Source organism: Bacillus sp. AK128, assembly GCF_053903075.1.
The window spans coordinates 4,152,534-4,165,212 of the sequence record NZ_CP096379.1 but is presented as its reverse complement, the minus strand read 5'-3'; the positions used below and the strand labels follow the sequence as shown (position 1 = coordinate 4,165,212).

The 12,679-nt window shown below is 37.8% G+C and carries 18 protein-coding genes; 10 read left to right on the top strand and 8 right to left on the bottom strand.

Annotated features, from left to right (window positions below; translation table 11 throughout):
* From M1D60_RS20915 to M1D60_RS20895, 5 genes are all read right to left on the bottom strand, one after another.
* Positions 1 to 195: a YfhD family protein gene (locus tag M1D60_RS20915; protein ID WP_456276735.1), complete on the bottom strand. Its 195-nt coding sequence runs from the start codon at positions 193 to 195 to the stop codon at positions 1 to 3.
* Between the two features lie 87 nt (positions 196 to 282).
* Complete coding sequence (locus M1D60_RS20910) at positions 283 to 411, bottom strand: YfhE family protein (RefSeq protein WP_456276734.1); 129 nt, start codon at positions 409 to 411, stop codon at positions 283 to 285.
* 103 nt (positions 412 to 514) lie between these two features.
* On the bottom strand, positions 515 to 1,072 hold the full coding sequence (locus M1D60_RS20905) for a GNAT family N-acetyltransferase (protein WP_456276733.1): 558 nt from the start codon (positions 1,070 to 1,072) through the stop codon (positions 515 to 517).
* A gap of 258 nt (positions 1,073 to 1,330) precedes the next feature.
* Positions 1,331 to 2,455 carry an amidohydrolase gene (locus M1D60_RS20900; protein ID WP_456276732.1) on the bottom strand — a complete coding sequence of 375 codons (1,125 nt, stop codon included), beginning with the start codon at positions 2,453 to 2,455 and terminating at the stop codon, positions 1,331 to 1,333.
* A gap of 30 nt (positions 2,456 to 2,485) precedes the next feature.
* Positions 2,486 to 3,391, bottom strand: coding sequence for a TIGR01777 family oxidoreductase (locus M1D60_RS20895; protein ID WP_456276731.1), 906 nt, complete (start codon positions 3,389 to 3,391; stop codon positions 2,486 to 2,488).
* A gap of 92 nt (positions 3,392 to 3,483) precedes the next feature.
* On the opposite strand from M1D60_RS20895, the gene recX reads away from it, so the two are divergent.
* Both recX and M1D60_RS20885 read left to right on the top strand, forming a co-directional pair.
* Positions 3,484 to 4,308 carry a recombination regulator RecX gene (gene recX, locus M1D60_RS20890; protein ID WP_456276730.1) on the top strand — a complete coding sequence of 275 codons (825 nt, stop codon included), beginning with the start codon at positions 3,484 to 3,486 and terminating at the stop codon, positions 4,306 to 4,308.
* A gap of 16 nt (positions 4,309 to 4,324) precedes the next feature.
* Positions 4,325 to 4,651, top strand: coding sequence for a YfhH family protein (locus M1D60_RS20885; protein WP_456276729.1), 327 nt, complete (start codon positions 4,325 to 4,327; stop codon positions 4,649 to 4,651).
* 34 nt (positions 4,652 to 4,685) lie between these two features.
* Here M1D60_RS20885 and M1D60_RS20880 read toward each other — a convergent pair whose 3' ends face one another.
* Positions 4,686 to 4,847, bottom strand: a complete 162-nt coding sequence (locus M1D60_RS20880; protein WP_163180814.1) for a small, acid-soluble spore protein K — start codon at positions 4,845 to 4,847, stop codon at positions 4,686 to 4,688.
* 133 nt (positions 4,848 to 4,980) lie between these two features.
* On the opposite strand from M1D60_RS20880, the gene M1D60_RS20875 reads away from it, so the two are divergent.
* Complete coding sequence (locus M1D60_RS20875; protein WP_456276728.1) at positions 4,981 to 5,250, top strand: YfhJ family protein; 270 nt, start codon at positions 4,981 to 4,983, stop codon at positions 5,248 to 5,250.
* A gap of 95 nt (positions 5,251 to 5,345) precedes the next feature.
* Here M1D60_RS20875 and M1D60_RS20870 read toward each other — a convergent pair whose 3' ends face one another.
* Complete coding sequence (locus M1D60_RS20870; protein ID WP_456276727.1) at positions 5,346 to 6,329, bottom strand: metal-dependent hydrolase; 984 nt, start codon at positions 6,327 to 6,329, stop codon at positions 5,346 to 5,348.
* 126 nt (positions 6,330 to 6,455) lie between these two features.
* Here M1D60_RS20870 and M1D60_RS20865 point away from each other — a divergent pair, with 126 nt between their 5' ends.
* A complete protein-coding gene (locus M1D60_RS20865) occupies positions 6,456 to 6,755 on the top strand; it encodes a hypothetical protein (RefSeq protein ID WP_456276726.1) in 300 nt (99 codons plus the stop codon).
* Between the two features lie 56 nt (positions 6,756 to 6,811).
* Positions 6,812 to 7,918, top strand: a complete 1,107-nt coding sequence (gene mutY, locus M1D60_RS20860) for an A/G-specific adenine glycosylase (protein ID WP_456276725.1) — start codon at positions 6,812 to 6,814, stop codon at positions 7,916 to 7,918.
* A gap of 62 nt (positions 7,919 to 7,980) precedes the next feature.
* On the opposite strand, the gene M1D60_RS20855 is transcribed toward mutY, so the two are convergent.
* A complete protein-coding gene (locus tag M1D60_RS20855) occupies positions 7,981 to 8,205 on the bottom strand; it encodes a hypothetical protein (RefSeq protein ID WP_456276724.1) in 225 nt (74 codons plus the stop codon).
* Between the two features lie 136 nt (positions 8,206 to 8,341).
* Between M1D60_RS20855 and fabL the strand changes: the two genes are divergently transcribed.
* The 5 genes from fabL (at position 8,342) to M1D60_RS20830 (ending at position 12,581) form a co-directional block, all read left to right on the top strand.
* On the top strand, positions 8,342 to 9,091 hold the full coding sequence (fabL, locus tag M1D60_RS20850; RefSeq protein ID WP_456276723.1) for an enoyl-[acyl-carrier-protein] reductase FabL: 750 nt from the start codon (positions 8,342 to 8,344) through the stop codon (positions 9,089 to 9,091).
* A 90-nt stretch (positions 9,092 to 9,181) separates the two neighbouring features.
* A complete protein-coding gene (locus M1D60_RS20845) occupies positions 9,182 to 9,352 on the top strand; it encodes a gamma-type small acid-soluble spore protein (protein WP_456276722.1) in 171 nt (56 codons plus the stop codon).
* 232 nt (positions 9,353 to 9,584) lie between these two features.
* Positions 9,585 to 9,848 (top strand): YgaB family protein, encoded by a 264-nt coding sequence (locus tag M1D60_RS20840; protein ID WP_456276721.1) that lies wholly within the window; start codon positions 9,585 to 9,587, stop codon positions 9,846 to 9,848.
* A gap of 199 nt (positions 9,849 to 10,047) precedes the next feature.
* Positions 10,048 to 10,578 (top strand): nucleoside tri-diphosphate phosphatase, encoded by a 531-nt coding sequence (gene ntdP / locus M1D60_RS20835; RefSeq protein WP_456276720.1) that lies wholly within the window; start codon positions 10,048 to 10,050, stop codon positions 10,576 to 10,578.
* A gap of 254 nt (positions 10,579 to 10,832) precedes the next feature.
* Positions 10,833 to 12,581, top strand: coding sequence for an ABC transporter ATP-binding protein (locus M1D60_RS20830; RefSeq protein WP_456276719.1), 1,749 nt, complete (start codon positions 10,833 to 10,835; stop codon positions 12,579 to 12,581).
* Positions 12,582 to 12,679 lie beyond the last annotated feature (98 nt).

The following is a 12,679-nucleotide window of genomic DNA, read 5'->3' as shown; positions in this document are numbered from 1 at the left end:
TTATTTACCTTTTCTTGCTTTAGCTCTTTCATCAGCTGCTTTTGATCTTGCCTGAGCTTGTAAATCGTCTTGATCGGCAAACTCTTGTGCAAATTCAATATCTCTGCCATCGGATGGCAATTTTGCATAGCTTGGTGTTTGTGGTAATGATGCAGTATTCTTATCTCGGTTACTATGTCCATGATTTGTTGGCATTTTAATGATCCCTCCATACAAGTTTAATCTTTGTTCTAGATTATCTTTTCACGAAGGGGAAAAGTTATTAACGGAAGTTATTAGGAATTAACGCTTATTGCTGATAAATCCACCAGCTCTGTCTGCCATTCTGAACTCACGTGAATATGTAACTTCTTGCATGCTGCTTAAAGTACTTTTAGATTTGTCTTTTCTTTTATTTTTATTATCAGCCATTCTTTATCCCTCACTTTTCGATGAACTTATTATCATCGTTACCGTTTTCATTCTTACTTATGCACAAAAAATAAAAAAGTCTGCCGTATTGGCAGACTTTGAATTATGCTTCCTTTAAATGCTCCTCTTGGAACATAAATGGCTGTCTCATAGAATGAAGATTATAAAGATCCTTTGGAATCTCAAATAAATTATAAATATCTTCCTTCGCGTTTAGCTGATCGAAAAGGCTTTTTCTTGTTTCATTGGCAAAGATGGAGTAGGGAAGCTTTTCAGCAGCATTGAAAGAACGAGCATTGACCTTACGAATACGCATGAAAATCCGTTCAATTCCTAATTCGAAAAAAAGCTCTTCGAAGAATGCATCCTTTGCCAGTTTATTATAGCCTAAGCCGTGATAGGGCTTGCCTAACCAAGTTCCTAGAAAGCCTGCTTGATCTTGAACATCAAACAAGTTAATGGTCCCGATTGGATTTCCCCATTCATCTAAAATCGTTCTCGAGATGATTTCACCGCGCTCTTCAGCTTCGATGGTTTGCTTCGTTAAAAACAGAAACTCTTCATAGGTAGTAGCCTTTTGACGCACAAAAGGAAAGACATCCGGGTGTACCATTAACTCATAAAGAGCCTGACAGTCGTGAAGTTCACGTTTTTTCAGCATGCTGATTCCCTCCAATCATGAGGGCAGAAAAGTCCATAGCTATGGTAGGACTCCACCCTCGAAATTTTTTATAATGTTGATCAAAAAAATTTCGGGGTGGGAATCGAACCCACTAGGACCAGTCATGCTGGTGGCGCACCATTTGCCTTTCCCTAATTTTATAAAATGTGCCTATAAAATTTTAGGTTTATTAGATTATTCTTATGAATACTTAAAGTATAATACGATAAAAATCTCAAAAAAGATACTACTTTTTTGTTAATTTTTTTTGTAAATTATTTCTCCATTTATCATCGTTAAACGAGCCTTTGCTAAGTAATGAAATGGATGATGGCTCCAGAGAACGAGATCCGCATCCTTACCGACTTCTAAGCTGCCCACACGGTCCGCTACACGGAGATTTCTAGCAGGAGTAATCGTAATACCTTCAATTGCTTTTTGTTCATCTAAACCTTCCCGAACTGCTAGTGCAGCACATATATTGAGGTACTGAATAGGAGTGTAAGGATGGTCTGTCGTAATCGAAACTTCAACCCCGACATCAGCAAGGACCTGATAGGTTTTCCAAGATTTGTTTTTCAGCTCGATTTTACTTCTTCTAGTTAAGGTTGGTCCTACACTAACCTTTGCATTTTTGCCCTCAAATTCACCAGGGATTAAATGTCCTTCTGTGCAATGCTCAATTCGATAATCCAAGTCAAACTCCTCTGCAAAACGCATGGCAGACATAATGTCATCTGCACGGTGAGCATGGATTCGAACAGGAATTTCTCTTTTTAGAGCTTTTAAAATCGGTGCAACTCTAATGTTCTCAGGATGGTCACAGTACTTTGCCTTATAGAAGGCCTCCCTCAGCATACCCATAATTCCCATTCGAGTAATCGAGTCGTTGCTTCCATGACTATGAATCCGCTTTGGATTTTCACCAAGGGCAATTTTTAAACCAGCTGTTTCCTGAAGAAGCATTTTAGCCACACTTCGCCCATGTGTCTTGATTACAGACGTGGTACCGCCAATTACATTCGCACTACCAGGCATAATATGGGCGGTTGTAATCCCGTGCTGAATAGCGTCGGAAAAAGCAGTATCAAGAGGGTGAAGACTATCTAAGGCACGTATATGTGGTGTAAGTGGTTCAATTGTTTCATTCGCATCATTTCCAGCCCAGCCGGTACCTTCATCATATAGCCCAAGATGAGTGTGTACATCAACAAACCCAGGGAATAGTAACTGATCTTTACAATCAATGACAAACATGTCATCTGAAGGTTGAATTTCGTACCCGATTTCTTTAATTTTACCATTCTCCACATATAAATCAGCATGATGCATTGGAGCAGAAGTAATCGGGTAAATGGTTGCATGTTTAAATAACGTTCTCATTCATATTCCTCTTTCTTCGTTACAATTAGTTTATTTTAAAATGTTCGTTAAGGCGTCATCCAGACGTTGATAGACAAAATCATACTTATATTGTTCTGCTTTTTTTGGCAGCACCTTTTGCCCTTCTAGTACAAGGATACTCATTTCACCGAGTAATGCTTTTAAGGCAAAGCTTGGTGCAGGAAGCCAATGAGGTTTCTTCATTACTCGAGCTATAGTTTTACCGAATTCCTTCATTTTTACAGGCTGGGGGGACACAACGTTTAATGGTCCTTCTATCTTCGATTCATCAATCGCAAACTGAATCATCCCGACAACATCATCAATATGTACCCAAGATAGCCACTGTTCACCAGAACCGACTGTTCCACCAGCATATAGACGATAGGGTAGAAGCATCTTAGGCAAGGCTCCCTCATCTCGGTCTAGTATAATACCAAACCGAGTAAATACTGTTCGAACCCCAAGTTTCTTTGCTTCCGACGCTTCTTTTTCCCAAGTTATAACTGTTTCGGCTAAAAAGTCATTCCCATGTTCCTGACTTTCTTCGGTAAACTCTTTTTCACGAGAGATCCCATAATAGCCGACTGCACTAGCATTAATGAGCACAGAAGGCTTTTTTTGTAAAAGCTGCAAAATTCGAATAACCTCTTTGGTTGCAGTAACTCGACTATTTACGATTCTCGCCTTTCTTTCAGAAGTCCATCTTCCACTATTTAAGGATTCACCTGCTAAATTAATAAAAACATCTATATTATTCAATTCCTGTTCAGGTTCACTTCCTTCTGTTAACCATTGAACATAATGAATTCCTTCAGCAGTTGCCTCTTTATTAGCGCTTCTTGTTAATATATATACGTGATGTCCATTCTCTATAAAAGAATTAGTAAGGGCTTTACCAACAAAGCCAGTCCCACCGGTTATCGCTATATTCATCCGAACCCCCTCCTTCTTGATTATAATATTCTATTTCTTCTTACCATATCCTTTTCACAAAATGTGCTATATTTAAACATGAGGTGAATGAAGTGGCGATTATTACAAAGATCACGACTCAAAAAAAACGTAAAGACCGATATAATATCTTTCTAGATGATGGGGCAGGAGAAAGATATGCTTTTAGTGTCCACGAGGATGTATTGATCACTCATTCCTTACAAAAAGGAAAAGAAGTAGATGAATTTGATTTGGAAGAAATCAGCTTCTCAGATGATGTAACAAAAGCCTTCCAACAATCGCTTGTATTCCTATCCTATCGTATGAGAGCAACATTAGAGGTTATTCAAAATTTAAAAGAAAAAGAATACCCGGATGCTGTCATTCAAGAGGTGATTCATAAGCTTACAAGCTTAAAGTATCTGAATGATGAAGAATTTGGAATTGCTTATGTCAATACTAATGCCAAGGTTTCCTTAAAAGGACCTATTGTGTTGAAACAAGAGCTTGGTCAAAAAGGAATATCTGCTGGTATAATTGACCTTGTATTATCTCAATATACAATGGAAGACCAAATAGAATTTGCAAAAAAGTACGCTGAAAAAACATACCGAAAAACTTCTTCTAGTTCGGAAAAAATGCAGAAGCAAAAGATGATGGATTCACTGATACGTAAAGGTTTTACCCAGGGTGTCATCAGGATGGTTCTAGATGAAACGATGCCAGAACGTGATGAAGAGAATGAGTGGGAAGCAATTTGTAAGATGGGGGAAAAAGCTCACAGAAAGAACCATAAATTCAGTGGCTATGAGTATACTCAAAAAATGAAGCAGTACCTTTATCAAAAAGGGTTTTCAATTGAGTTAATTGATCAGTACCTACAATCAGAGGATTGTCCAAATCCGACAATAGACTAAAAAGTGAGTGAATACAATGGAGAAAAGATACAGCCGAATGACCGAGTTCGAACTAACACAAGAGATTCGTCAATTAAATGAACAAGCTAGGAAGGCTGAACAAATGGGGAGGCTCAATGAATTAGCAGTATTTGAGCGTAAAATACTTATGGCGAAAGCCTATTTGTTAAACCCTGAGGATTTCAAGCCAGATGAAATATATGAAATTGAGCAAGACCCGGGGACGTTTTTTAAGATCAAGTATATGAATGGAATTTTTGCTTGGGGAACAAAGCTAACAGGTGAGGAAAGAGTAGATGCTTTGCCCATTTCTATGCTGAAAAAAACAGAAGCCAGAAAATAATTCCTGACTTCTGTTTTTTGAAAAATGCCCCTAACTATTCATCGGATCTTAAATTAGACGCTCTCATTCTTTCTTGAGGATGAGTATTAATTGACCCATCAGCACGTAAAGAAGCATATTCTGCCTTAGCTCGTGGCTCTCCTTCAAACTTGTTATGACTTTGATTTGGGAACCCTCGTTTTTTGTTACGTACCATTGTGAGAACCTCCTCTATAAATTAACAAACCTCGTGCTAAAAAGAATTTCTTAGGTCTTCTAAGCACGTAGTAATAGTATGACTCATGTATGGAATCGATATAATAAAGAATATATGGAAAGGAGGATTTTGGATGGAGGAGAAAATTGCCAAATTAACGGATTTACTGTTAGAGAAGAACGATTCTTTATCAGCATCCCAAGCAAGAACCTGGGTTGAATTATTATGGTCTGATTTTGAGGCATCCTCTGCAAAGGCAGGAGCCCCTTATATGGGTAGTGAAATGGCCGAGAGAATTGTCACACAGTGGGTGATGAGGTATGGTTCACACCTTCATGACTTTGTTGCGACCAACCCGAAATATGCAGCTTTATTAAATAATGAAGATCATTTAAAGCACTAAAAGTAGTGAAGCGTTTCTCACACTTTTAGTGCTTTTTATATTGGGCTGTTTTCATATCGACTGTTGCTTTTTATGTTTTAGAAAAGAGCCTTATATTATTTAGAAGGTATAATATCTAACTTTTTCCGCAACTTCTTCTCACTAAAAATCCAGCCTGTGTAGGAATTTAAAATGTTAAAGTCACGGTCAAGATGTACGACTGCAACAAAGGGATAGTAGTCCTTGCTTCGATAGCGAAGATCAATAAAGCGAACCTCTGTATAACCCGAGTACTCTTCAATCTCCCAACGATAAACAGGAGAAAAGGATAAAAAGGCAGAGATATTGTCATCTTGTTTAGCTGCTTCCAAAAGAGGGGTTTTGGGTATTGGTCTTCGGTCAAATGTATCTAATACCACAATCGTCCCATCAACAGCCTTAATTACATGAAAATGATGTTTAGATTTTACAGCAACATGCCACTGGTTGAATCGAATAGTGGGAGATACAATTACTTCCTCTACTTCAGGTATAATTTTTTCGACAGTATCCTTCACTTTTCGCTTCATTTGGTATCTGACTACATAGTAAACAGCGACGACTAAAAAGACTCCTGTAAAAGCTTGGAGAGGTTCTACACCCAACTGCCACACAATGATTCCCACGATGTGGACGAAAAAAATAAACGGGTCAAACGTATTAATAACTCCTAAAGCAATCCATTTATGCGAAAAAGGACGAAGCGCTTGTGTCCCATAAGCGTTGAAAATGTCGACAAAAACATGGAGGATTACAGCGATGAATGTCCAAATCCATATATGCAATAAATTTATAGCAGGAAGAAATAAGCTAATTCCACCAACAATAATCAGTGGCCAAAGAAGGACAGCGGGAATAGAGTGAGTAATTCCTCGATGATTCCTGATGTACTTAGCATTATTTCTTAGCTTAAGAACCGTATCTAAGTCTGGGGCCTGAGAGCCAAGTATAGTCCCTAGCAATACTGCCTCGAGAGCTAAGGGATCTTGACTAATGACAGGATCAACAGTGGCAATACCACCAAGAGCAATCCCCATCACAAAGTGAGTGCCAGTATCCATGCGTAAGATGATTCCTCCCTTCAAAAAATAGGTACTTATATTTACTTATCTCATTTTAGATATAAGTAAACCTATTCACTACTAACTAATATGTGCAAATTATGTGGATTTAAAAAGGAGACTCTAATGAATAAGACATATAAAATTTATATCCAATATAAAGTAAACCCTATATATGTAAAGGAATATGAAAGTTTGATGGAAAAGGTAATTGGTTATTTACCATCATTTGGAGCCAATCAAATCAATTGGTATAGCTATGAAAAAAATATTTATTTAGAAAGCTTTTCAGTACCAACTGCCTCTCATTATATGGCGTTAAAGAAACTTAGAAATAAACAAAGACATTCCATTTTTGGCCTGCTCGACCAATTTGTAGAAGGTGGTTTAGAAAATATCCAGATCCATGCGGTTAAGGTACAATAGAAGATAGGTATTATTTCTAATTTCTTACCTGTACAACACATCATGGGGGATAACGCATGAAGGGACAAGAGTATATTCAAGATTTTTTAATAGATGAATTCCAAGCAGACCTCATCACTTGGTTTGAAAGAGAACAGAGGGACTTGCCGTGGAGGAAAGATCAGGATCCTTATAAGGTCTGGGTATCTGAAATTATGCTGCAGCAGACTAGAGTGGATACGGTGATTCCTTATTTCCATAACTTTATTGAACAATTTCCAACTATTGAAGCTTTAGCTAAAGCTGATGAGGAAAAGGTTTTAAAGGCTTGGGAGGGTCTGGGCTATTATTCAAGAGTGAGAAACTTACAATCTGCTGTAAGGGAAGTCCATGAGAGCTACAGCGGCATTGTCCCGAACACACCAAGCGAGATATCAAAGCTCAAAGGAATTGGACCTTATACGACTGGTTCCATATTAAGTATCGCATATGGAGTGCCGGAGCCAGCAGTGGATGGTAATGTGATGAGGGTGTTATCGCGAATATTTTCCATTTGGGAGGATATTGCGAAACCAAAAACACGAAAGATTTTTGAAGAGATTATTAGAGTGATTATTAGTAAAAACAATCCATCTTTCTTCAATCAAGGACTAATGGAGCTAGGGGCTATAGTTTGTACACCAACCTCTCCGTCTTGTTTACTTTGTCCAGTCAGAGACCACTGTAAGGCGTTTCAGGAAGGTACTCAAGCTGAACTCCCAGTAAAGACAAAGAAGAACTCGACTAAGGAGCTACAGCTAGCTGTGGGTGTGTTTGAAACAGAAGAGGGGAAAATCTTAATTCATAAACGTCCTGAATCGGGTCTACTAGCCCGGCTTTGGGAGTTTCCAAATGTGGAACTTAGCAAGGAGTTAAACACGCCGAAAACACAGCTTCATGACTATGTGAAAGAAAATTACCAGCATAGTCCAAGGGTAGACGAAGTGTTAGGGACCTTTCAACATGTGTTCACTCATCTGGTATGGAATATGACTGTATATGAAGGTCTAATTAGCAAAGATATACAAGAGAACGATGAGGTAAAACTGGTTAGTAGAGAAGAATTAGAACAATATGCCTTCTCCGTGTCTCACCAAAAAATATGGAAGCAATATTTACAAAGAAAACAGGAGTCAGCCGTTTAAGCTGCCTCCTGTTTTTCTACTAGCTCATTTATCTGACCAGTTTAATCTGGATGTCCTTGGTATTAATCGTATTGAACTCTAGTTCCATGTGTCCAATCTGCTTCTTCTCGCTTCATTCCACCTCGGTCTACAATTTCCTCAATAATTTCTCGATGGATGGTTTGGCCCTCGACATTTAAATAGGGGACAATTTGTTGAAAAGAATGATGGAAAAATGCAAGCTCGCTATCCTTCCAATTTGTTTTAGGCATCATTGAAAGCTCAGTCATATCTCGTCCAACATACATAGTGAACACTCCTTTCACAAATAGGCTGCTTCTTATTTTCTGTTTGGGAATTCACCTCTATACAATAAAAATTGTGAAAATTAGTTAAAAAAAGGTACAATATGAGACATGAAATGGAAAAACAGGAGTGAATCATATGACACAAAAAGTTGCACTAGTAACTGGTAGTAGTAGAGGGATTGGAAAAGCGATTGCCATCAGGTTAGCTGAAAAAGGTTACGATATTATCGTGAACTATGCTAGAAGTCGTGCTGCCGCAGAGGAAACAGCAAAAGAAATTGAAGCATTAGGTAGGAAAGCAGTAGTAATAAAGGCAAACGTAGGGAAGCCGGAAAAAATAAAGGAAATGTTTAACGAAATTGATCAGCATTTTAATCGCTTGGATATTTTCGTCAGTAATGCAGCTTCAGGTGTGCTTCGTCCGCTTATGGAGCTAGAGGAATCACATTGGGATTGGACGATGGATATCAATAGCAAGGCCTTATTATTTTGTGCACAAGAGGCAGCTAAGCGTATGGAAAAAAGTGGTGGTGGACATATTGTCAGCCTGAGCTCACTAGGATCGATTAGATATCTTGATAACTACACAACAGTTGGTGTATCAAAAGCAGCAGTAGAATCTTTAACAAGATACTTAGCCGTGGAGCTTTCACCAAAGAACATTGTCGTGAATGCCGTATCAGGTGGAGCAGTAGATACAGATGCCCTCAAGCATTTTCCTAATCGTGAAGAACTTTTAGAGGATGCGAGAAAAAATACACCTGCCGGAAAAATGGTCGAGCCTGGTGACCTTGTGAATGCGGTCATGTTTTTACTTTCTGATCAAGCCTATATGATTCGTGGTCAAACGATTATTGTAGATGGCGGTAGGTCACTTTTAGTCTAAAGTTAAAAATTTATACAGAAAAAAATTAATGAATTTATCGCATAAGATTTTCACCTCTGGATAGATTAACAGGTGTTGGAGGTGATAATCATGGCAAAGAAGAGTCAAGCTTCTAAAACTAATGCTTCTGAAGTACGTGCGCAAAACGCTGCATCTGCTGGCCAAGGTTCTTTCGGAACTGAATTCGCTTCTGAAACTAACGCTCAAGAAGTGCGCCAACAAAATGCACAAGCCGAAGCAAATAAAGGTCAAAACTCTTAATACTTAACAAAAAAAGGCGCTTCTTACCATTCCGGTGGGAAGTGCTTTTTGGTTGGAAAAATGACTTTATAAGCTAGAAATTTAGTTAGTAACAACAATAAAAACACAGCTCAAACCGACCAAACTATCCAATTTGACAAAACCTCTCAAGAGTCTACATAGATAGTCAAAGGGAATTGATAGCATATCAAGAATTACTTAGTATACAAAGACTATAAGAGGAGCTGACCATATGTCTCGCTTTGATTTATTGGTTCGTGAACAACTTCAAACAATGGATAAGCTTTTATTTTTACAATCGGAGCTTGAGCGCTGTCAGGAGTTGGAATGCGAGTTGAAAGAGCTGCAAAATAAGGCGGAAATGCAATCGCTAAAGGATGAAATTCATAAGATGAAAGCAGAGTTAAAAGAAATTCAACTGACCTTTGAACGTCAAACAGAAGATGTCATTACTGCCTATAAGCATCATGAATCTAGTTTAACAACTGCATTGTAAAGTAGAGAGCCACTAAATTTTAGTGGCTCTTTTGTTTTAAATTATTACTAGAACCGTTATAATAGTAAGAAGTGAAAAATATATACGGAAAAGTTTAAATAAAAAAACAAAAAAGGATAATGTTTGTACATTATCTAAACCATTTACCATGGTACCCCTAAATGCTAGGTGGGACAGGCAATGAAAGAAGGGAGCTTATATGGGTTTTCCCATGATAGGAGAGAAGGTTCAGATACATAGCTACAAGCATAATGGACAAATACATAGAGTGTGGGAAGAGACAATTGTCCTAAAAGGAACACAGAGTATTGTAATTGGTGGGAATGATCGGACGACCGTAACAGAATCAGATGGACGTACATGGATAACAAGAGAACCAGCTGTATGTTACTTTCATGCCAACTATTGGTTTAATATTATTGGGATGTTAAGGGAAGATGGGATTTACTACTACTGCAATATTAGTTCTCCTTTTATATGGGACAAAGAGGCCATGAAATACATTGATTATGATTTAGATGTAAAGGTATTTCCTGATATGACCTATGTATTATTAGATGAGGATGAATATGAACGGCACCGTAAAGAAATGAAATATCCGGAGGTAATTGATCATATATTAAAAAGAAACTTAGATTATTTACTTCAATGGATACACGGGAGAAAGGGTCCCTTTGCTCCTGATTTTGTTGATAATTGGTACGAACAGTACTTGTTATATCGTTCATAAAAAAAATGACCTGTTGAAATACTCAACAGGTTTTTTAATAATATCAGAATTAATATCAATTTGTAGTCTAGTGATTTACGGTGTTGGTAGTAATCTAACTCCAGCACCCAGCCCCTCGAGGTCAAATAACCCTTTGACAAATAAAAGGTAAAACCGCCTTTTCTTTGTCAAAGGAACATTTGCTTGTCGGGGCAAAACGGGGTGCTTGCGCCTTTTGTTCCTGAATGGATTAAAAAGCTAGGAATGGGTGTTTTATGGATAGTATAAAGCGTTATATGAGGTTTGTAAGACCATATCGTTGGAAAATTGTTTTAACTGTTATGATTGGGGTTGTCAAATTCACGATCCCTTTGTTAATCCCTCTCCTTTTACAGTATTTAATTGATGATGTAATAAATGGGAATAATTTAACAAAACAAGAGAAGATTGATCATTTGATTTTCATTATGGGTGGAGCGTTTTTCTTATTTTTAGTAGTTAGGCCACCGATTGAATATATACGACAATATTATGCTCAATGGGTTGGGAGCAAGATTCTCTATGATATACGTGATCAATTATTTACCCATCTCCAAAAATTGAGCTTGCGTTTCTATGCAAATACAAGAGTAGGGGAAGTTATTTCTCGTGTCATTCATGATGTTGAACAAACAAAGACCTTCGTCATAACAGGACTTATGAATGTGTGGTTGGATTTAATTACCATCATCATCGCCATTATAATCATGTTGACCATGGATGTTACCTTAACAATTGTTGCGTTATTATTATTTCCTTTTTACGGGTTTTCGGTGAAATATTTTTACAGCAAATTGCGAATGTTGACTAGAGTCCGCTCACAAGCATTAGCTAATGTGCAGGGACATCTACATGAAAGAGTACAAGGGATGCCAATCATTCAAGGGTTTGCACTTGAGGATCATGAGCAGAAGGAATTTGACCATCAAAATAAAAACTTTTTAACGAAAGCATTAGAGCATACGAGATGGAATGCAAAGACGTTCGCGGTGGTAAATACGATTACGGATGTTGCACCATTACTTGTTATTGGTTATGCAAGCTATCAAGTAATTCTAGGAGATATTAAAATTGGTACAATGGTGGCGTTTATTGCTTTTATGGATCGATTGTATAGCCCATTGCGAAGACTTGTAAATTCATCGACTACACTAACGCAAGCGGTGGCATCGATGGACCGTGTTTTTGAATTTATTGATGAAAAGTATGATATTGAGGACCAATCATCTTCTAAGCCAATTACTAAAGTAGATGGTAAACTATCGTTTCATAATGTTTCTTTTCAATACACAGAGGAAGAAGCACCGGTGTTAAAGGATATTACTCTTCATATGAAGCAGGGTGAAACGGTAGCATTTGTCGGAATGAGTGGAGGAGGGAAATCCACTCTAGTCAGTTTGATCCCGCGATTCTATGATGTAACAGCGGGCTCAATTATGCTAGATGGGGTAGATATTCGGGAGTTCAAGGTTCGGTCATTACGAGACCATATTGGGCTAGTCCTACAGGATTCAATTCTTTTTAGTGAATCCGTCAAGTTTAACATATTAATGGGTAACCCTGATGCAACTGATGAAGAGGTAATAGAAGCTGCGAAGGCAGCGAATGCTCATGACTTCATTATGGAACTTCCAGATGGATATGATACAAAAGTTGGCGAACGTGGTGTGAAGCTTTCGGGGGGACAAAAGCAAAGAGTCTCAATCGCAAGAGTATTCTTGAAAAATCCTCCTATTCTAATATTGGACGAAGCAACGTCGGCATTGGATTTAGAAAGTGAGCATTTAATTCAAGAGTCACTAACACTTCTTTCAAAGAACAGAACAACCTGTGTAGTTGCACATCGTCTTTCAACCATCACTCATGCTGATAAAATTGTGTTGTTAGATCACGGAGAAATTAAAGAAGTCGGAACACATGAAGAGTTAATGGAGAAAAAAGGTGCTTATTATGAGTTGTTTTCTATACAACAACTAGAGAAATAAGGTAGATAGGTACATTTTGCTTTGCAAAGTGTACCTATCTTTTCATTTAAGTTATACTGTACAAAATGTGGTAAAATTTACATAATAACTTAATCAAC

Coding starts and splice junctions, on each gene's coding strand:
- mutY (WP_456276725.1), top strand. CDS start 6,812: ATGAAGGGACAAGAGTATATTCAAGATTTTTTAATAGATGAATTCCAA.
- M1D60_RS20885 (WP_456276729.1), top strand. CDS start 4,325: ATGGAGAAAAGATACAGCCGAATGACCGAGTTCGAACTAACACAAGAG.
- ntdP (WP_456276720.1), top strand. CDS start 10,048: ATGGGTTTTCCCATGATAGGAGAGAAGGTTCAGATACATAGCTACAAG.
- M1D60_RS20870 (WP_456276727.1), bottom strand. CDS start 6,329: ATGGATACTGGCACTCACTTTGTGATGGGGATTGCTCTTGGTGGTATT.
- M1D60_RS20915 (WP_456276735.1), bottom strand. CDS start 195: ATGCCAACAAATCATGGACATAGTAACCGAGATAAGAATACTGCATCA.
- M1D60_RS20895 (WP_456276731.1), bottom strand. CDS start 3,391: ATGAATATAGCGATAACCGGTGGGACTGGCTTTGTTGGTAAAGCCCTT.
- M1D60_RS20845 (WP_456276722.1), top strand. CDS start 9,182: ATGGCAAAGAAGAGTCAAGCTTCTAAAACTAATGCTTCTGAAGTACGT.
- M1D60_RS20905 (WP_456276733.1), bottom strand. CDS start 1,072: ATGCTGAAAAAACGTGAACTTCACGACTGTCAGGCTCTTTATGAGTTA.
- M1D60_RS20840 (WP_456276721.1), top strand. CDS start 9,585: ATGTCTCGCTTTGATTTATTGGTTCGTGAACAACTTCAAACAATGGAT.
- fabL (WP_456276723.1), top strand. CDS start 8,342: ATGACACAAAAAGTTGCACTAGTAACTGGTAGTAGTAGAGGGATTGGA.
- M1D60_RS20865 (WP_456276726.1), top strand. CDS start 6,456: ATGAATAAGACATATAAAATTTATATCCAATATAAAGTAAACCCTATA.
- M1D60_RS20880 (WP_163180814.1), bottom strand. CDS start 4,847: ATGGTACGTAACAAAAAACGAGGGTTCCCAAATCAAAGTCATAACAAG.
- M1D60_RS20900 (WP_456276732.1), bottom strand. CDS start 2,455: ATGAGAACGTTATTTAAACATGCAACCATTTACCCGATTACTTCTGCT.
- M1D60_RS20855 (WP_456276724.1), bottom strand. CDS start 8,205: ATGTATGTTGGACGAGATATGACTGAGCTTTCAATGATGCCTAAAACA.
- M1D60_RS20910 (WP_456276734.1), bottom strand. CDS start 411: ATGGCTGATAATAAAAATAAAAGAAAAGACAAATCTAAAAGTACTTTA.
- M1D60_RS20875 (WP_456276728.1), top strand. CDS start 4,981: ATGGAGGAGAAAATTGCCAAATTAACGGATTTACTGTTAGAGAAGAAC.
- M1D60_RS20830 (WP_456276719.1), top strand. CDS start 10,833: ATGGATAGTATAAAGCGTTATATGAGGTTTGTAAGACCATATCGTTGG.